The sequence below is a fragment of the Hansschlegelia zhihuaiae genome, assembly GCF_004103825.1.
Lineage (GTDB): Bacteria > Pseudomonadota > Alphaproteobacteria > Rhizobiales > Methylopilaceae > Methylopila > Methylopila zhihuaiae.
Genome location: NZ_RYFI01000007.1, coordinates 14,543 through 34,164 on the forward strand (window position 1 = coordinate 14,543; position 19,622 = coordinate 34,164).

General features: G+C 69.9%; 13 protein-coding genes. 8 read left to right on the top strand and 5 right to left on the bottom strand.

Going from position 1 to position 19,622, the window contains the following annotated elements:
- Positions 1-70 precede the first annotated feature (70 nt).
- The 3 genes from cpaB to EK403_RS08580 form a co-directional block, all read right to left on the bottom strand.
- Positions 71-853 (bottom strand): Flp pilus assembly protein CpaB, encoded by a 783-nt coding sequence (cpaB, locus tag EK403_RS08570; RefSeq protein ID WP_128777092.1) that lies wholly within the window; start codon positions 851-853, stop codon positions 71-73.
- A 163-nt stretch (positions 854-1,016) separates the two neighbouring features.
- Entirely contained in the window at positions 1,017-1,517 is a 501-nt protein-coding gene (locus EK403_RS08575) for an A24 family peptidase (RefSeq protein WP_128777093.1), read from the bottom strand.
- 209 nt (positions 1,518-1,726) lie between these two features.
- Positions 1,727-1,891, bottom strand: coding sequence for a Flp family type IVb pilin (locus EK403_RS08580; RefSeq protein WP_128777094.1), 165 nt, complete (start codon positions 1,889-1,891; stop codon positions 1,727-1,729).
- Between the two features lie 390 nt (positions 1,892-2,281).
- Between EK403_RS08580 and EK403_RS08585 the strand changes: the two genes are divergently transcribed.
- The 4 genes from EK403_RS08585 to EK403_RS08600 all read left to right on the top strand — a co-directional run bounded on the left by EK403_RS08585 (position 2,282) and on the right by EK403_RS08600 (position 6,009).
- Entirely contained in the window at positions 2,282-2,749 is a 468-nt protein-coding gene (locus tag EK403_RS08585; protein WP_128777095.1) for a pilus assembly protein N-terminal domain-containing protein, read from the top strand.
- A 435-nt stretch (positions 2,750-3,184) separates the two neighbouring features.
- Positions 3,185-4,858: a formate--tetrahydrofolate ligase gene (locus tag EK403_RS08590; RefSeq protein WP_128777096.1), complete on the top strand. Its 1,674-nt coding sequence runs from the start codon at positions 3,185-3,187 to the stop codon at positions 4,856-4,858.
- Positions 4,859-5,044: 186 nt separating this feature from the next.
- Positions 5,045-5,527 (top strand): hypothetical protein, encoded by a 483-nt coding sequence (locus EK403_RS08595; protein ID WP_128777097.1) that lies wholly within the window; start codon positions 5,045-5,047, stop codon positions 5,525-5,527.
- Positions 5,528-5,541: 14 nt separating this feature from the next.
- Positions 5,542-6,009 (top strand): hypothetical protein, encoded by a 468-nt coding sequence (locus EK403_RS08600; RefSeq protein WP_128777098.1) that lies wholly within the window; start codon positions 5,542-5,544, stop codon positions 6,007-6,009.
- A 24-nt stretch (positions 6,010-6,033) separates the two neighbouring features.
- Here EK403_RS08600 and EK403_RS08605 read toward each other — a convergent pair whose 3' ends face one another.
- Together EK403_RS08605 and EK403_RS08610 are read right to left on the bottom strand one after the other, a co-directional pair.
- Positions 6,034-7,653 carry a calcium-binding protein gene (locus tag EK403_RS08605; RefSeq protein ID WP_128777099.1) on the bottom strand — a complete coding sequence of 540 codons (1,620 nt, stop codon included), beginning with the start codon at positions 7,651-7,653 and terminating at the stop codon, positions 6,034-6,036.
- Positions 7,654-7,883: 230 nt separating this feature from the next.
- Positions 7,884-8,819, bottom strand: a complete 936-nt coding sequence (locus EK403_RS08610; protein WP_128777100.1) for a DMT family transporter — start codon at positions 8,817-8,819, stop codon at positions 7,884-7,886.
- A gap of 328 nt (positions 8,820-9,147) precedes the next feature.
- Here EK403_RS08610 and EK403_RS08615 point away from each other — a divergent pair, with 328 nt between their 5' ends.
- From EK403_RS08615 to EK403_RS08630, 4 genes are all read left to right on the top strand, one after another.
- On the top strand, positions 9,148-9,498 hold the full coding sequence (locus EK403_RS08615; RefSeq protein ID WP_245479590.1) for a hypothetical protein: 351 nt from the start codon (positions 9,148-9,150) through the stop codon (positions 9,496-9,498).
- A 298-nt stretch (positions 9,499-9,796) separates the two neighbouring features.
- On the top strand, positions 9,797-17,419 hold the full coding sequence (locus tag EK403_RS08620; protein ID WP_128777101.1) for a type I polyketide synthase: 7,623 nt from the start codon (positions 9,797-9,799) through the stop codon (positions 17,417-17,419).
- Positions 17,416-18,810 carry an aminotransferase class I/II-fold pyridoxal phosphate-dependent enzyme gene (locus EK403_RS08625; protein WP_128777102.1) on the top strand — a complete coding sequence of 465 codons (1,395 nt, stop codon included), beginning with the start codon at positions 17,416-17,418 and terminating at the stop codon, positions 18,808-18,810. The genes EK403_RS08620 and EK403_RS08625 overlap by 4 nt, the downstream gene beginning before the upstream one ends.
- A 4-nt stretch (positions 18,811-18,814) precedes the next feature.
- Positions 18,815-19,622, top strand: an 808-nt coding sequence (locus tag EK403_RS08630) for a hypothetical protein (protein ID WP_245479591.1), incomplete at its 3' end; no start/stop codon positions are given.

Here is a 19,622-nt window from a genome sequence, read left to right on the forward strand (position 1 = left end):
TCAGGCGTCTCGGCGCAGATCATGTCGGGCGTCCGGGTGAAAGGGTGCGGAAGAGAAAGACGGCCACGGATCATCGTCCGCCGTCCTGGGTCGGGATTCCGAAGCGCACGATCGTCACGGCGTTGTTGCGGCGGGCCGCGGGGTCGGAGGGATCGGCCGCCGTCGGACCCGAGTCGACCAGCGAGCGCAGCGCGAGCGAGATCGTGCCGAGCTGGCGGCTGAGCGCGACCTGCTCGGCCTGGGCCGGCGAAAGCTCGAGCGTCGCGGTGCGTCCGACCACGACCTTCTGGCCGTCCTTGTCCTCGACGGTCTGGTCGATCGCGAGCACGCGGATGTTCTGGCCGATCGTCTCGCTGAAGGATTCGTCGCGGCCCGAACGGCCCGTCACCTTGCGGGTCAGCAGGATGTCCACCCGGTCGTTCGGCAGGATGAAGCCGCCCGCTCCGGTCTCGGCCGAGATCTCGATCGAGATCGCCCGCATGCCCGCCGGCAGGATCGCGGCCATGTAGCCGGAGCCCGTGCCCTTGATCAGCTTCTCCGGCCGGATCGGCTCGCCGGCCACGAAGGGCGAGCGAGCGATCGAGCCGGCCGTGTCCTCCAGAGCGTGCGGGGCGCTGGCGCGCTGCAGGAATGCGGCGTTCGCGGCTTCGGCGGGCCAAGCCTGCCAGCGGACGTCGGAGGCGGCAACCGCCGCGCCCATGCCGATGTCCTTCGCCGCGACCAGCACTTCGACGGTCCGGATCGGCTTGTCGGCGACCTGAGCGGGCTGGTCGTTTCCGCCGCTGGCGAGAAACAACGCCGCCAGGCCGGCCGCCGCGGCGATGCCAAGAACCACGAGCCGAGCGGCTTTCATATCGTTCCCCCGCACCAAAGACCCCCGTCGGCACGGGGGCCCTGAATCATCAGGACTTAGGGGAACATCGAAACGTCAATTCATGGTTAACAAGCCGTCGCCAAGTTGTAGGAGCGGCTAAGCGGTGTTTAACTATTGACAACTTGCTGCTAAGTTCGGGCGATCATCCGAGATGGGCGAACCACGCGGTCTGCGGCCACAGCGCGAGCGTGCCGGCCGCGAGCGCAATTCCGTAGGGCACGCCCGTCTTGGGATGATGCAGCCGGGCGATCCAGTCGACGCCCGCGAACCGCACCGGCAGAGCGGAGCGACGATAGAAAAGCGTCGCGAAGGTCAGAGCGCCCCCGAGAATCGCGAAGGCCACGAACCAGGCGAGCAGCGGCTCGAAGCCGAGCCAGAGCGCAAGCGCGGCCGCAAGCTTGGCGTCGCCGCCCCCGATCCACCCCGGCGCGAACAGCACGAAGCCGACTGCGAGAACAAGAAGGCCCGCGAGGGCGTGCCACCCGACCTCCGCCGGAGAGAAACCCGCGAGATAAGCGGCCGGAAAGAACGCGACCGTGAGCGCGAGCACCAGACGGTTGGGGATCGTCATGGTCATAAGATCCGACACCGCCGCCACCACGACGAGGGCGGGAACGATCGCGACTACGAAGATCTCGAGCATCGGTGCGGTCGGCCCTGAAGTCGTCTCGACTGCGCCGCCGCGATGTCGGCGACGCGGCATCCTGCCCAGGCGTCGCCTAACAAAAGGCGAAGCGCCGGAAACGGCGAAACCGCCTTCCCGAGGGTCGGCGGTCCCGGTCGCGCCCTGTCGGAGCCGCCCGACGAGCGGACGGCTCCTGACCGGGGCAGCCTCTCAGCGAGGCTATGGCCTCAGCCGTCGAGGTTGTCCTTGACGCTCTCGAAAGTGGTGATCAGAGACCCGCCAACGGCCTTCACGGTCATAATGATGGCGATCGCGATGCCGACCGCGATCAGGCCGTACTCGATGGCGGTGGCGCCGGACTCGTTCTTGGCGAAAGCCTTGAGCATGCTCATGATGAAACTCCTGGTTCACGGAGATTGCGACAACTTCCGTCCCGTGTCCTTCCGTCGTCGGTGCGCCGGGAACGTCGTGAACCTAACGCGCGGCGCGTTGCTATTCTGTTAATGGAGAAACAGAGTTTTATGTGATTCAAAATCTTCCTTTCCAAAGTTAAAGTATCGTTTTACAGTCCAATATAATTAATTCCATTTAATTTTCGTAATTAAGTTTCAAAGTTTAGCTTTATACTGATACATGACGCGAGATGGTCGGACGGCATCGAGGATGACGGCGGGCCGGCGCGGTCATGCCAGCTAAGGACGCGCGAGGCGAAAGACGGCCCGTTAGGACTTCGTTCACCCAATTCCGCTTGACTGGCGGGACCGAATAATGGGGACGAGACCATGGCCACCTCTTTTGCGGCCCATCTGCGCGCTCTGGGCGTCTCATCCGTACTAATACTTACCGGTCCTGCTGTCGCCGTGGAGGCGACGATCAATGTGGCGGTCGACCATGCGAGCGTCGTGCGCGCGCCGGACAACGTCGCGACGGTCATCGTGGGCAATCCGATGATCGCCGACGCGACGACCCAGAAGAACGGCGTCGTGGTGATCACAGGCAAGACCTTCGGGTCGACCAACGTCATGCTGCTCGACGGCGCCGGCGCGGTGCTGAGCGAGACCATCGTGAACGTGCGCCGCGCCCCCGAGACCACCCTGGTGGTCCAGCGCGGCAATACGCGCGAGAGCTTCTCCTGCACGCCGCGATGCGATCCGCTACTGACGATCGGCGACGAGAAGGAGATCTTCAAGGACACCGCGAACCAGATCGCGCAGCGCGGCGGCCTTTCGACCGGCAAGGGCGTCGAGTGATCCGCGGCCTGACCATCGCCGCAGCCGGCGCTCCGGTCACCATTCGTTAAGACTTGCGACGCAGCCTCGGAGGCTGGATGGGGGGCGTCGGGAAGCCGCTCCGTCGGAGCCCAAGCCGCCATGCCGCCCAGCCTGCCCCGCCGCCGGTCCTGGAGTCCCGCTCCGATCGCCGCCGTGACCGTGCTTCCCCTGCTGGCGCTGACCTTTGCGTGCCTCGAGAGCGCCACCCTGGTCGCGGCCGGGCAGTTCATCGCCTCGGTCAGCTTGCGCTGATCCAGCCCGCGGCCTCGGGCTGAACCGGGCCCCAAGACCTCATACCTTCGTCGCGAAGACGGCCCAGCGCGCGGCCCGGCGGTTGCCGCCGTTGCGCCGACGGGCCAAAACGGCGCCCCCAGCGCCTCTGGCGCCCCAAGCACAATCCGCCGGAGGCCCGCCTTGCCGACCGACATCGAGATCGCTCGCGCCGCCGAGCTGAAGCCGATCCAGCAGATCGCCGCCAAGATAGGCATCCCCGAGGACGCCCTGCACCTGCACGGCAAGCACATCGCCAAGATCGACGATCGCTTCATCGCGGGCCTGCCCAAGAAGCAGGGCGGCAAGCTGGTGCTGGTGACGGCGATCAGCCCGACGCCGGCCGGCGAGGGCAAGACCACCACCACGGTCGGGCTCGGCGACGCGCTGAACCATATCGGCGAGAAGGCGGTGATGTGCCTGCGCGAGCCGTCGCTCGGCCCGGTGTTCGGCGTGAAGGGGGGCGCCGCCGGCGGCGGCCGAGCCCAGGTCATCCCGATGGAGCAGATCAACCTGCACTTCACCGGCGACTTCCACGCCATCACGTCCGCCAACAACCTGCTGGCGGCGCTGGTCGACAACTCGCTCTACTGGGGCAACCCGCTCAACATCGACCCGCGCCGCATCGTGTTCCGCCGCGTCCTCGACATGAACGACCGGACGCTGCGCTCCATCGTCTCGGGCTGCGGCGCGCCCACCAACGGCTACACCCGCGAGGCTGGCTTCGACATCACGGTCGCGTCCGAGATCATGGCGATCTTCTGCCTCGCCAACGACCTCAAGGACCTCGAGGAGCGGATCGGTCGCATCGTGGTGGCCTACACGCCGGACCGCAAGCCAATCACCGCCCGCGACGTCGACGCGCAGGGCTCGCTCGGCGTGCTGCTGCGCGACGCGCTGAGGCCGAACCTCGTGCAGTCGATCGACGGCTCGCCCGTGCTGATCCATGGCGGCCCCTTCGCCAACATCGCGCATGGCTGCAACTCGGTGATCGCGACCACGACCGGCATGAAGCTCGCCGACTGGACGGTCACCGAGGCTGGCTTTGGCGCCGATCTCGGCGCCGAGAAATTCATGGACATCAAGTGCCGCTCCTCGGGCCTCTCGCCCGATGTCGTGGTGATCGTCGCGACCGTCCGCGCGCTCAAGATGCATGGCGGCATGGCGAAGAGCGACCTCAAGACCGAGAACGTCGAGGCGCTCAAGGCCGGCCTCGCCAATCTCGGACGCCACATCGAGAACGTGAAGAAGTTCGGCGTCCCCGTGGTGGTCGGCATCAACCATTTCGTCGCCGACACCGACGCCGAGATCGAGGCGCTGCAGTCGGCGGTCAGGAACGAGTTCGGCGTCGAGGCGGTGGTGTGCCGGCATTGGGCGGACGGCGCCCGCGGCGCCGAGGACCTGGCGCGCGCCGTCGTCAAGATCGCGGGCGAGGAGAAGGCCGATTTCCGATGCCTCTACCCGGAGGACATGCCGCTGCTGCAGAAGGTCGAGACCATCGCCAAGGAGATCTACCGCGCCGACAAGGTGACGGCTTCGGCGGCGATCAAAAAGCAGCTCAAGGATTGGGAGGAGGCGGGCTACGCCAAGTTCCCGGTCTGCATCGCCAAGACCCAGAACTCGTTCTCGGCCGACCCGACCGCCTTCGGAGCGCCGACCGGCCATACGCTGCCGATCCGCGAGGTGCGGCTTTCGGCGGGCGCAGGCTTCGTCGTGGTGGTCTGTGGCGAGATCATGACCATGCCGGGCCTGCCCAAGGTTCCGGCCTCGGCCAACATCAGGCTGCTCGAGGACGGCACGATCGACGGCATCGCCTGAGTCTCGCTCGGTCCGGAAGCCTCGATCACGAGCGCTCCCGGACCGGGCGCCCTTGCCTCCCTCACTCTTGCGCCTCTGGGGCGCGCGACGTGCGGCGCCGGTAGGTATTTGTCCGGATTACGCGCTCCGAGCGCCGATGAAAGGCTCTCCTCCGCCTCGACATGGATGGCGCGCGGGAGGGTTCGCATGCGGTGGAGCATGGCTCATCTCGGAGCGGCCGTCGCGACGCTGCTCTCCGCGGCGCCTGCGTCGGCGCTGCTCGTGTGGCAGGGCGACGCCAGGATCGTATCCGTCACGCCCGCCTGCAAAGGCGCCGCGTCGGAGCGCCGCAAGATCGGCGAGGGCACCGTCCTGCGGTCGATCCTGCGCCCGAGGAACCTCTCCGACAACGGCCCCGACACGCGGGTGTCGTTCCTGCACGACGGGCAGGCGAACTTCGTGCTCTTCCTGCCGGGCGGCGCCCCGACGGGCACGGCGGCCGGCTGGGGCTCCGGCCACGACGCGATCATCGTGGCGAACAAGGGCGTGCCGTATGGCGGGTTCCGGCTGCAGCCCGCATCGCCGTCCGCCGGCACGGACTTCATCGAACTGACCGGCGAGATCGAGGACTTCATGTTCATCCCCGGCTGCACGGTGCGGTTCAGCGCCGGCTACACGCAGCGGTTCTAGGCGGGCGAGGGGCTATGAGAACGCTCGCAGCCTTGACCGGAGCCGCGGCGCTGTCGGTCGCGGCCGTCGCTCCGGCGGCGGCCGAGACGCTGTTCGTGGGATCCGCCATGGTCACGGCCCGGACGGCGAAATGCGGCGACGCCATCGCGGCCGGCGATTTCGGCCGCATGACATATCGGCCCGTGGGCGTCCGGCTCGGCAATGACGGCTCGAGCTACCTGCTGTTCGTCACGTCGCGCGCGAGCTACGGGATGAGCGTGCCGAACAACCAGTTCCAGCTCAACGTCAATTACGGCGGCCAGTCGATCAATTCGCAGCTGTCCGTGACGCCGAGGACGGGCGGCGTGACCCAGTGGGTTCAGGCGCCCCGGACCATCGGGCCGGCGACGCCTGGCCTCGAGATCACCGGCTCGATCGCGAACTTCTTCGCGATCAAAGGCTGCACGGTCACCTTCCAGGCGAACCTGCTGAACGACAATTGAGCCTCACCGACCGGGCTCGCGCCGTCAAAGGATGAGGTCTGCTTCCGACAGCGCCCCGACATTGAGCAGCGTCACCTCGAAATCGGCCTCGCCGTCGCCGTCGCGGTCGGCCTGGAGCCTGCCGGATTTGCACCGGACTTCGATCGGGCCGGCCTCGCCCGAAAACGCCGAAGTTCCAATGAACTCGACCGTTCCGAACCGGGAAAGGTCGAGCTTGTCCTCGCCGCGATCGAAGCCCGAGATGGTGTCGCCGCCCTCGTTCAGACCGGCGTAAGAGATAATGTCCCCGCCGCCCCCGCCCGTAAGGCTGTCCTTGCCGGCGCCGCCATAGAGGCGGTCGTCGTCCTGTCCGCCGACGAGCGTGTCCGCGCCGGCGCCGCCGATCAGGACGTCGTTCCCGTCATTGCCATTCACCAGATCGTCGGCGGCGTCTCCCGCGATGTCGTCGTCGCCCTCGTCGCCATGCAGCGTGTCGGCACCGTCCCCGCCGTCCAGCGAGTCGCCGCCGGCGCCGCCCCGCAGTGAATCTTCCTCAGCGCCGCCCGAGAGCTTGTCGAAGCCGGTGTCGCCGAGCAGTTCGTCGTCGCCGTCTCCGCCTCTCAGATCGTCGGCGTTCGCGCCGCCCCGGATGACGTCCTTGTCGGCGTCTCCGTCGATCGTGTCCGATCCGTCGCCGCCGTTCATCCTGTCCTGGCCGCCCTCGCCGAACAGCCGGTCATGGTCCTCCCCGCCGTCGAGCGCGTCCCCGCCCTCGCCACCGTTGATCGTGTCGTTTCCCGCGCCGCCGTCGAGGCTGTCATTGCCGCCGGCGGCGTCGAGCGGCTCCTCGGCGAGCAGGTCGGCGTCGGCACCTCCCTCGACCGTGTCGTCACCGGCGCCTCCCCTCAGCGTGTCCTTGCCGGCCCCTCCCTGCAGGATGTCCCGGCCACCCGGGATCAACGCGTCGAAGATGTCCGCCTCCAGGAGGTCGTCGCCGGTCCCACCGTCGAGCGTGTCGTCGCCTTCGCGGCCGTGAAGAGTGTCGTCGTCCGCGCCGCCGGCGATCCGGTCGTCGCCCTCATAGCCGAACAGGGAGTCGCCATTCGCGCCGCCATTGAGGACGTCGTCGCCCGAAAACCCTTCCAGGGTGTCGGCGCCGTCATCGCCCGCCAGGGTGTCGGCCTCGCCGCCGCCCGCGATCCTGTCGTCGCCGTCGCCGCCCGCGACGAGGTCCCGGCCGGCGACCGCCACGATGTCCGGGAAGTTGACGCCGCCGAACAGCGTGTCGTCGCCCGATCCGCCGTCGATCGTATCGTCGCCTTCGCCTCCCGTGACCTCGTCGCCGTCCGCGCCGCCCGAGAGGTTGTCGGCGCCGGCTGCACCCGAGACGTTGTCGGCGTCCGCGCCTCCTTCCACGGAGTCGTCGCCGTCGTCGCCGTTGAGGGCGTCGGCGCCTGAGCCGCCAACCAGCTGGTCGTCGTCGGCCCGTCCGCTGATGAAGTCGGCGCCGCGGCCGCCGTCGATCGTGTCGTCGCCTTCGTCGCCAACGAGGACGTCCAGCGCGCCGCCGAGACCGCGGATCAGGTCGTTCCCGGCCAGGCCCGAGATGGTGTCGGAGCCTGTCGTGCCCCTGAGCGTGTCAGGTCCGGCCGTCGGATCCGCCATGAGCGCGCTCCCTCAAGAGCCGAGCCGTCGCCATGGTCCGCCTGGCGACAATCCGAACATAGTCGATCAGAGGTTTCGTAGCCCGAGAACCTAGGGCGTACGTAGTCGCACGTACGCCGCGCGGCTTGCTCTCGGGGAGGGCGGCGGACTAACCTGCGGTCGCCGGGGTCGGGGGGCCTCCGGCGCTTTCTTTTGAAGGGCGTCGCCGCAAGGCGGCGCCCTTCTCCTTTTCAGGGCTCCGGGCCGGGCTCCGTCCTGCGCGGCGATCGCGCCGCCGCGAACACGCCGACCAGCACCAGCACGAAGCCCACCGCGTGAAACGGCTGCGGGTGTTCGCCGAGGAACAGGATGGCGAGCGCCGCCCCGAATAGCGGCATGAGGTGGAAGAACGGTCCGGCGCGGTTCGCGCCGATCAACTCGACGCCGCGGATGAAGAACAGATAGGCGAGCGTGGACGGGAAGATCACCGCATAGGCGAGCGTCGCGAACGTCACGGCGTCGGGCTTCAACACACGGCCCTGGCTGATCTCCCACAGGAAGACCGGCGTGAGCATGGCGATTCCGATCGCGATCGTGACCGTCAGGAACGACAGCCAGTGAAGCGCGGGCTTGAAGCGCAGCAGCGCCGAATAGAGCGCGTAGATCACCATCGCGCCCAGCACCCAGACGTCGCCGACGTTGAAGCGGATGTGGACCAGGGCCGCCAGGTCGCCGCGCGTCAGAATGACGGCGACTCCGGCGAGCGAAACCAGCACGCCTACGAACTGGGCCCATGTCAGCAGGTCGCGGAACAGGACCAGCGACCAGACGGCGATCAGCAGCGGGCCGGTGGACTGGATCAGCAGCGCGTTGAGCGCCTCGGTGTACTGCAGCCCCCAATAGGCGAGGGTGTTGTAGGACGCGACGCCGGTCAGCGCGAGCACGGCGAGCCGGCCGGGATGGGCGCGGATCGTCGGCCAGTCGCGCTTGATGTGCGGCCAGGCGAAACCGATGAGGATCACGAAGGCGCCGACCCAGCGCATCCAGGCGAGGCCGACGGGCGGCACCTTGCCGGCGACGAAGCGCCCGAGCACGATGTTCCCCGCCCAGAAGAGCGACGTCAGAGACAGCAGGACATAGGGCCGGTCGAAGAGCCGCCGACCCAGGCGGACGAGGATCGTCGACATGGCCGCCCGTTGGTCGGGCTTCGGGGTCGCGGCCTATTGCAGGCTGACCGGCTCGGGTCAACGCCCGCTGGCGCAAGTCCGCACGGCTTCTTTCGCACGGCTCAAGCGGTAGCCTGAAACGTTGGGGACAAACGGATGGCGCATGCGCGCATCCGACCAATGGCATGCGGCGCCGGTCCGTGACGATGCTATGAGGGCGGCTGGACGCGCTCGGGGGGCGCGCGTCCGACTCATGCGTCATCTCCCCGGCGCTCGACCCTGCGGATCGGCCGCGCCGCCTGCCAGCGACCCGCGAACCGTCCCGCCAAACGGAGCCGAACGATCCATAATGCACGAGCCCTTCGAATTTTTGGAACTCTGGAGGCGCCAGGCGGCGCTCGCGGGCGGCTTCGCGGCGCTGGCGCCGGCCGCCGGCTTCGTGGTCGCGACGCGCCTCGCGCGGATGGCCGTGGAGGGCGGACAGCCGAGCGCGAAGGGCGCGAGCGAGGCGCAGCGCATGCTGTCGGAGAAGGTCGCGGCGGCGTTTGAAGGCGGCGTCGCGGCGAGCCGGGTGATGGCCGGCCTCGCGGTCGCGGCGGGGCCCGTCGCGGCGGCGCGCGTGATGGTCCAGGCGGGCGAGGCGGCGCTTCGGCCGTCCGCCCGACGGCTCAAGGCGAACGCCCGACGCCTGGCGCGCTGACGCCGCCGAGCGGTCTCCGAAAAATCGCTGAAACAGAACGAAACAGAGGCGGCGCGCGGCCCCTTTGACGCCGTCACGGATCGGTCGCACCGTGTCCCGGGCGCGCTTGACACGCTATCCCAAAGTACTGATAGACGGACCGAGCCCCCACGCAACGTCGTCCCGCCCGGGCCAGCCGGGCGCACGTCCCGGAGTCCGGGTGCATGATCAGTATTGGACCGGCGACCTCTCGTCGTCCTCGTTCATCGAGGCGCGCTTCTGTCCGCCCTGACGTCACGTCCGGGCGGCGGGTGAGCTCATGACGAAATCGACGGGCATTGCGATCGTCGGGCGGTCGTGCCGGCTGCCGGGCGCGAACGACGTCGACGCGTTCTGGCGCATGCTGGTGGACGGCCGTTGCGCCGTCACCGAGATCGGCGAAGACCGTTGGTCACACGCGCGTTATCTGCATCCGCGTAAGGGCGAACCGGGCAAGAGCTACACCTTCGCGGCCGGCGTCCTGGACGACGTCTGGGCCTTCGATCCGGCCGCTTTCGGGGTCTCGCCGCGCGAGGCCGAGCAGATGGATCCGCAGCAGCGGCTCGCGCTCAAGCTGGTCTGGGAGGCGCTTGAGGACGCCGGGATTCCGCCTTCGTCGATCGCCGGAAGCGAGACCGGCGTCTATGTCGGCGCGTCGGCGCTCGATTACGGCAACCGCATCATTTTCGACCCGAGCTCGGCCGACGCCTATTTCGCGACCGGAAACACGCTCTCGATCGTATCAAATCGCATTTCGTATATTTACGATCTGCACGGTCCGAGCTTCACGGTCGACACCGCCTGCTCGTCCTCGCTGGTCGCCCTGAACGAGGCCGTCGCGGCGCTGAAGGCGGGCCGCATCGAGCGCGCGGTCGTGCTCGGCGTCTCGATCCTTGCGAGCCCGTTCCCCTTCATCTCCTTTGCGCAGGCCACGATGCTGTCGCCGCGCGGGCGCTGCCACGCCTTTGACGCCTCCGGCGACGGCTATGTGCGCGCCGAGGGCGGCGTCGCTGTGGTGCTGGAGCGCGCCGACGTGGCGCGCGCGGCGCGCCGGCCGATGCGCGCCATGATCGCGGGCTCAGCGGTCAATTCCGACGGCCGCACCGTCGGCATGTCGCTGCCTTCCTCGGACGCCCAGCTCTCGCTGCTCGAGCGCGTCTACGCCGAGGCCGGCGTCGACCCCGACAGCCTGGCGTTCATCGAGGCGCACGGCACCGGCACGCGCGTCGGCGACCCCGCGGAGGCGAACGCGATCGGCGCGGCCGTGAAGCGCCGCACCGTCGGCCCCCTGCCGATCGGCTCGGTCAAGACCAATGTCGGCCATCTGGAGCCGGCCTCGGGTCTCGTCGGCCTGCTGAAGGCGGACCTGTCGCTGGAGCACGACCTGTTCCCGGCGAGCCTGCACGTCACCGAGCTCAATCCCGACATCCCGTTCGACGATCTGAAGCTCAAGGTCGCGACCCAGGCCGCGCCGCTCGCCCGCGGCGCGGGCCCGCGCTATGCCGGAGTGAACTCCTTCGGCTTCGGCGGCACCAACGCCCATGTGATCATCTGCGACCCGAGCCCCGAGGACCGGGCCGGCCGCGCGGCGCCGCGCGTCGTCGAGGCCGAGGGCCGCACCCCGGTGCTCGCGCTCTCCGCCCGCTCGCGAGAGGCGCTGTCGGCGCTCGCCGGCGTCTATGCGAAGACGCTCGAAGGCCGCGACGCCGCCTCGGCGCGCCACGTCGCCTCAAGCGTCGCGGCCACGCGCGACCTGCTGCCGCGCCGGCTCGTCCTCGAGAGCGACGATCCGACCAGTTGGGGCGCGACGCTTTCGGCGATCGCCGAAAGCGGCGAAGCTCCGGGCGCCGCGATCGAGCAGGCCGTCGGCCGCGAGGCGCCGGTCGCCTTCGCGTTCTCGGGCAACGGCTCGCAATGGGCCGGCATGGGCCGCAAGCTCTACGAGACCAATCCGACGTTCCGCGACAAGGTCGATGAAATCGACCGTCACTTCAAGAAGATCGCCACCTTCTCGATCGTCGAGGCGATGTTCGCCGAGGACGTCGCAGACCGGCTGCGCCGCGCCGAAACCGCCCAGCCGCTGCTGTTCGCCGTTCAGGTCGGCATGACGGCGGCGCTCGCGGCGGCGGGCGTCACGCCCGACATGGTGCTGGGTCATTCCGTCGGCGAAGTCGCGGCCGCCCACGCCTCGGGCGCGCTGACGCTCGCCCAGGCCGTCGAGGTCATCCATTCGCGCAGCGTCCACCAGGAGATCGCCTGGAAGGCCGGCGGCATGGCGGCCGTGCTGACGCCCGCCGAGGACGTCGCGGCGCTGCTGCGCGACGGCGGCTTCACGGGCGTCGAGATCGCCGCGATCAACAGCGAGCGCTCCATCACTGTCTCGGGGCCGACGGCGGAGATCAAGGAGCTCGCGAAGTTCGCACGCACGCGGCGCGTGCCGGTGCGCGTGCTCGACATCGACTATCCGTTCCACACCGGCCTGATCGACGGCGTGCACGAGCCGCTGCTGAAGGACCTCAAGAACCTCAAGCCGCGCGTCGCGGAGCGGCCTTTCCTGTCCAGCGTCTACGGCGCGGCGACCGACGGCGCCGAGCTCGACGCCGACTACTGGTGGGCCAACGTCCGCCAGCCGGTGCGCTTCTCCGACGCCGTCGCGGCGGCGCTCGCCGCCGGCGCGCGGGTGTTCGTCGAGATCGGACCGCGGCCGGTGCTGCAGACCTATGTGGCCGACGGGCTCGCGAGCGCCGAGATCACGGGCGGCGTGCTGGCCTGCGACGACCATGGCGCGGCCGAGCACGATCCCATCCGCCGCACGCTCGCGCGCGTGGTCGCGAAGGGCGGCCGGGTCGACCGCGACGCCGCCTTTGGGCGGCTGGCGGGTCCCGCTGTGCGCCTGCCGACCTATCCCTGGCAGGAGAGCCAGTTCGCCGTCGGCGTCACGGCCGAGGCGCAGTCCTTCTACCGCGGCTACGATGTCCACCCGCTGATCGGCTCGCGGCTGAGGCCCGACAGCGACGTCTGGACCATCCATCTCGACCCGGCGCTGTCGCCGCTGATCGCCGACCACAAGGTCGGCGGACGCGTGGTAATGCCGGGCGCGGCGCTCGCCGAGATGGCGCTCGCGGCCGGACGCGCCTGGCTGAAGCAGGACCAGATCGAGCTCGCGGATTTCGAGATCCCGCACGCGCTGACGCTGGACAACGACGCCGTCACCGAGATCAAGACCCGCGTCTCGGCCGAAAGCCGGACCGTCGAGATCCTGTCGCGGCCGCGGCTGCGTGACGAAGGCTGGGTGGTGCACGCGCTCGGCCGGGTCTCCCCGGCGCCGACGCTCGACGTCGTCATGCCGGCCCCCGGCCGCGGCGAGCCGGATGTCTTCGAAAGCGCCGCGCTCTACGCGCAGGCGCTCGATCACGGGCTCGACTTCGGCCCCGCCTTCCGAGTGGTCCAGAGCGTCAAGCGCTTCGGCCAGGATCGCCTGTCGGTGCGGCTGAAGCCCGACGCCGAGCGGCCCGGCCAGCGCGACGAGCGCTTCGGCCTGCACCCCGCGCATTTCGACGCCTGCTTCCACTCGCTGCTGACGCTGTTCGGCGCGCATGGCGACCGGCCGGACGTCACCTACCTGCCGATGCGCTTCGGGCAGCTCAGGCTCTACAAGCCCGGTGCGACGCTCGCCGGCGCGGAGGTCGTGATCCGGCGCCTCAGCCCGCGCTCGATCGACGCCGTCTTCACCTTCCTCGACGAGGCGGGCGAGATCGTCGCGGAGCTCGCCGACGCGCGCTTCCGCGCGGTGACGCTCGCGCGCCGCACGCCGCTCGACCGGCTCGCCTATCACGTCGCTCCCGCGCTGATCGCGCCTCCGATCGCCGCCGAGGCGGCCGAGACCAAGACGCTTGCGGACCGCGCCGAGGCGCTCGGCCTCGTGGGCGCGGAAGAGGACGAGCGGCCCGACGACGACCTTCTGCTCGAAGCCTACGCCATCGCGGCGTCGCATGAGGCGCTGGCCAAGCTCTTCGGCCGGAAGCGTCAGGGCTCGGTCGCGGAGCTCGTCAAGCGCGGCAAGCTCGCCGAAGGCTCGGTCGCGCTCGCGAACCGCCTCCTCGGCCTGCTCGAGGAGCGCGGCCACGCCACCCGCGACGGCGAGGCCTGGACGCTCGCCGCGCAGACCGGCCTGCCGTCGTCCGTCGAGATCGTCCGCACCGTGATCGCCGACCATCCGGAACGCGGCGCGGAATCGGTGCTCGCGACGCGCGCCGCGGCGCTGCTGCCCGTTATCCTGAAGGACGGCCCCCGCGAGAAGCCCTTCGGCGCCTCGACCATCGCCCATGCGGGCGGCGGCGCGCCGCTGGTGTCGCAAGGCGCGAAGGCGCTCGCCGCGCTCGCGGCCGATCATGTCGCGACCGCGCCGGCCGACCGGCCGATCCGCATCCTCGAGATCGCGGCCGGCTCCGGCGGCCTGACGCGCGCGCTGTCCGCGCTCGCCGAGGACCGCCGCGTGACGCTCACCGTCACCGACCCGGACGCTACCGTGGCCGAGCGGCTGCGCTTCGCCTTCGCGGGGCTGCCCAACGTCACGGTCGAGCAGTTCGACCCGGCGAGCGAAGCCGCGGGCGAGCCCTGCGACCTGATCGTCGGCGCGCTCGCCTGGGGCGCCTCGACCGCGAGTCCCGAGGCCGTGCGTCGGCTCGCCGCGCGGCTCGCCGACGGCGGGCGCCTCGCGCTCGCGGCGCTCGAGCCGACGCCGTTCCTCGACGTCGTGTTCGGTCTTCAGACCGGCTGGTTCTCGCGCTCGGCGTCGGAAGACTTCCCGATCGGCGACGCCCGCTCGGCCGAGGACTGGCGCGCCGACCTCGCCGATGCGAGGCTGGTCGACGCCGCCGTCGTCCCGCTCGCCGGCGCCCGCTCGCCCACCAACCTCGTCCTGGCCGCCAAGCGCCGCGCGGCCGCGACCGCCACGTTCGAGCATGCGAGGGACGCGCGTCCGGCCGTGCTGGTGAGCGAGACCGGAACCTCCGGCCCGCTTGCGCTCGCCATCGCCCGCGCGCTCGAAGGCGCCGGCCGCACCGTCTCGCTCAAGCCCGAAAAGCCGCATGGGACGAACGGCCAAGCAGCGAACGGCAAGGCGGCGAACGGCAAGGCGAACGGTCACGCCAACGGCCATGCGGCGCCCGCCGGCTGGGGCGACGCGATCGACCTCGGCCTTGCGCCCGCGCCGAAGAACGCCAGCGAACCGGTCGCCGACATCGTCGCCGTGCTGGACGCCGACGAGCAGCCGGGCTCCGCTCCGGTCGCGACGCGCGCCGGCCATCTGCTCGCGCTGACCCGCGCCGCGCAGGCCGCCGGAGCCCGCCTCTGGGTGGTGGCCGAAGGCGGCCTTGCGGGCGCGCTGGGCGAAGCCCGCGACCGTCTCGACCATGCGGCGCTCGCCGGCTATCTCCGCGTCGTCCGCAACGAGTTCCGCGGGACGGACATCCGCCTGGTGGACGTCGCGCTCGATCCGAAGACGGCCGGCTGCGCGGTGGCGGCCGAGATCACGCACCCGCGGGCCGACCTCGAGATTGCGATCGGTCCCGAGGGCGTGCAGGCGCCGCGGCTGCGGCCCGGCCTGCCCCACATGCCCACCACGGCGGAGGCCGCGCATCGGGTGGCCGCGCTCGAGACCGGCCGCGAAGGCGGGCTCGACGACCTCGGCTGGCGCGGAGCGCCCGAGAAGGCGCCGGGCGCCGGCGAGGTCGCGGTTCAGGTTTCGGCCACCGGTCTCAACTTCCGCGACGTCATGTGGGCGCTCGGGCTGCTGCCCGAGGAGGCGCTCGAGGACGGCTTCTCGGGTCCCGGCCTCGGCATCGAATGCGCAGGCGTGGTCACCGCCGTCGGCGAGGGCGTGAAGCGGCTGAAGGTCGGCGACCGCGTGACCGCCTTCGCTTCCGGCTCGTTTGCGTCCCGCGTTGTGACCTCGGAACTCGCCGTCGCGCAGCTTCCCGACTCGATCAGTTTCGAGGAAGGCGCGACCATCCCGGTCTGCTTCCTGACTTCCTATTACGCGCTGATCGAGCTCGCGCGCATCAAGCGCGGCGAGTGGGTGCTGATCCATGGCGGCGCCGGCGGCGTCGGGTTGGCGGCGCTGCAGATCGCGCTCTGGAAGGGCGCCAAGGTCATCGCGACCGCGGGCTCGGATGAGAAGCGCGACCTGCTGCGCGCGCTCGGCGCGACCCATGTTCTGTCGAGCCGCAGCCTCGACTTCGTCGACGAGGCCAAGCGGCTCACCGGCGGCCAGGGCGTCGACGTGGTGCTGAACTCGCTGTTCGGCGAGGCGATGGAGCGCTCGCTCCAGACGTTGAAGCCGTTCGGCCGCTTCCTTGAGCTCGGCAAGCGCGACTATTACGCGAACTCGCGGCTGGGCCTTCGACCGTTCCGCCGCAACATCTCCTATTTCGGCATCGACGCCGACCAGCTGTTCATCCATCGCCGCGACCTCGGCGAGAAGCTGTTCGGCGACGTGCTGAAGCTGTTCGCCAAGGGCGTGTTCGCGCCGCTGCCCTACCGGGTGTTCGAGGCGGAGGAGATCCGCGACGCGTTCCGGCTGATGCAGCAGTCCGGCCATGTCGGAAAGATCGTGGTGCGGCCGCTCGACCCGGCGAAACTCGCGGACGCCGAGCCCAGGGCCTGGACCCCGGCCGAAGGCGCGCATGTCATGGTCGGCGGCCTCGGCGGATTCGGCCTCGCGACGGCGGAGTGGCTCGTCGCCCGCGGAGCGAAGAAGCTCGCGCTGATCGGACGTTCGGGCGACAAGGCGCAGGCCGCCAAGGACGGCGTCGCGCGGCTTCGCGCTGCGGGCGCCGAGGTCAAGGTGTTCGCCTGCGACGCGGCCGACGAGGCGGCGCTCAAGAAGGCGCTCGACGAGACCCGCAAGGATTTCGGGCCGATCGGCGGCGCCTGGCACGTCGCCATGGTGCTGAACGACGCGCTGCTCGCCAATCTCGACGAGGCTGGCTTCATCATGGCGCTCCGCCCGAAGATCGACGGCGCGGCGGCGCTCGAGAAGCTGACGCGGAACGACCCCGTTGGCGACTTCGTGGTCTACTCTTCGGCCACCACCGTCATCGGCAATCCGGGGCAGGCGAACTACGTCGCGGCCAATTCCTGGCTCGAGGCGCTCGTGCGCAAGCGTCGGGCGTCGGGCAAGTCGGCGCTCGCGATCGCCTGGGGGGCGCTCGGCGACGTCGGCTATCTGGCCCGCACGGGCGAGGTGAAGGAGAAGATCCAGAAGCGGCTCGGCTACGCCACGCTTTCGGGCTCCGAGGCGCTCGAAGGCCTCGGCCGCGTGCTCTCCCAGCGCGACATGCGGCTCGAGACCGGCGTCGTCACCATCGCGCCGATCGACTGGGGCCAGGCGCGCCGCGACCTCGCTTATCTTGCCTCGCCGGCCTTCGCGCAGGTGCTGGCGCATGCCGAGATGGGCCCGCAGGATTCCGGCGAGCAGATCGATCTCGCGGCCCTCATCCGCGGCAAGGACGGCCGCGAGGCGCGCGACGTCGTGGCCGAGGTTCTGACCGGCGAGGTGGCGCGCATCCTGAAGCTGCCCGCCAAGGAGATCTCGCCGCAGCGTCCGCTTGCCGAGCTCGGCATGGACAGCCTGATGGGCCTCGAGCTCCGGATGTCGGTCGAGCGCCGCTTCGACATCGACCTGCCGCTGGTCGCGATCGGCGACTCGACGACGTTGCTCACCATCGCGCAGTCGATCGTGAGCCGCATCCATGAGCCGGAGGCCGGCGCGGAGTCGAACGCGGTGAACGCGGACCTCGCGCAGCGCCACATCGGCGACGAGCTCGGCCAGGAGGAGCTGCTCGAATTCGGCGAGGCGGTCGAGGCGCGGCGGCTCGCCATGGGACGCGCGAACGCATGACGCAGAGGCGTGGCATCGGGGCGCTCTCGCGTTCCGCCAAGGACGGCATACTGGGCGCGATCCGCGCGACGCCGAGGCCGGAGGCGAAGCCCGCCGGCCCGACGCCGACAGTCGTGACCCGCAAGGCCAAGCGCGGCGACCGCTTCGCGGACTTGTCGGAGCTGAAGGACGTCAAGACCCAGCAGGCGGTCGCTGATCTTCTGGGTGTCCAGAACCCGTTCTTCCGAATGCATGACGGCTGCGCCGGTGCCACCACGCATATCGACGGCGAGACGCACATCAATTTCGCGTCCTACAACTATCTCGGCCTGAACGGCCACCCGGAGGTCGCGGCCGCCGCCAAGGCCGCGATCGACCACTACGGCGTCTCCTGCTCGGCGAGCCGGCTGGTCGCGGGCGAGCGCCCGATCCATCGCGAGCTGGAGCACCGAATCGCCGAATTCTACGGCGTCGACGACGCGGTCGCCTTCGTCTCGGGCCACGCCACCAATGTGGCGGCGATCGGCCATCTGATGCGCAATGGCGACCTGGTTGTCTACGACTCGCTCGCCCACAACTCGATCGTCGTCGGCGCGACGCTGTCGGGCGCGACGCGCCGCATGTTCGCCCACAACGACCTCGACGCGCTGGAAGAGATCCTCATCCAGCAGGCCCACGCCCATGAGCGGGTGCTGGTCGCGGTCGAGGGGCTCTATTCGATGGACGGCGACTTCCCCGACCTCGCCCGCCTCGTGAACATGCGCGACCGCTACGGCTTCTGGCTAATGGTCGACGAGGCGCATTCGCTCGGCGTGCTGGGCGAGACCGGCGGCGGGATCGCCGAGGAATGCGGCGTCGACCCGAAGGACGTCGACATCTGGATGGGCACGCTGTCCAAGACCCTGTCGGGCTGCGGCGGCTATATCGCGGGCTCGCACTCTTTGGTTGAGTACCTCAAGTTTTCCGCACCCGGCTTCGTCTATTCGGTCGGGATGCCGCCGGCGGTCGCGGCCTCGGCGATCGCCTGCTTCGACCTCCTGAAACGCGAGCCCGAGCGGGTCGCGAAGCTCAGGGCCAATGGCGCGCGCTTCGTCGAGCAGGCCAAGGCCGCGGGCCTCGACGTCGGAACCGCGACCGGCACCGCGATCGTGCCGGTGATGGTGGGCGACAGCCTGCGCGCCGTCCATCTTGCGAACCGGCTGCTGACGCGCGGCGTCAACGCGCTGCCGATCGTCCACCCCGCGGTGCCGGAACGCTCGGCGCGGCTGCGATTCTTCCTCACCAGCGACCACTCGTTCCAGCAGATCGACCACACCGTCGCGGTGGTCGCGGAGGAGCATCACGGTCTCGCCAAGGCCGGTTTCGGCATCAAGATGGCGGCCGCGCTGGCCAAGGCGACCCGGCCGAGCTGAGATCTTGTCCCTCCCGCCGAGCCATGCCGACGGACCGATCACGGTCCGCCCCGTCGAGGCGAAGGGGGACCTCAGGCCGTTCTGGCAGGCCGGCCTGGAGGCTCAGGGGAGCGACCCCGCCTACACGCCGCCGCTGCTCAAGGAAATCGTCGAAGTCCTGACGCCGCGCGCGACGCCCTACGCGAAGGCCAATGACGGGCAGGCTTGGACGGCGTTCCGCGACGGGCGGCCGGTCGGTCGCATCTATGCGGTCAAGGATCACGCTCATCTCGAAAAGCACCGCGACGAGGCCGGGCATTTCGGCTTTCTCGAAGGGGTCGACGACGACGCCGTGTGGAACGCGCTGTTCGAGACGGCGGCGGCGTTTCTGCGCGAGCGCGGCCTAACGCGGATCGCGGGGCCGTTCAGCGCGTCCGTCAATCACGAATGCGGCCTGCTGGTCGAAGGCTACGACGCGCGCTCCACCACCCACACAAACTATGCGCCGCGCCATTATGCCGCCCAGCTCGAGCGTCTTGGATTCAAGGGCCTGAAGGACATCGTCGGTTATGAGGGCCGGCTGGCCGATAGCCGGCTTCCGGAACGCGTCAGCGCGGCCAGGGCGAGGTGGCGGGACGACCGCAATCTCGTGATCCGTCCCGCCCAGGGACCGGACGCCGTGGCCGCGATCAACTCGGTTTACAACGACGCCTGGGCGGACAATTGGGGCTCGGTGCCGATCTCGCTCGAGGAGACGCGCTTCCTCGCCGAGCTCGCCCAGTCGATCCTGCCGAAGGACTGGACGACCCTCGCTTACTGGCTCCGCGGGGCGA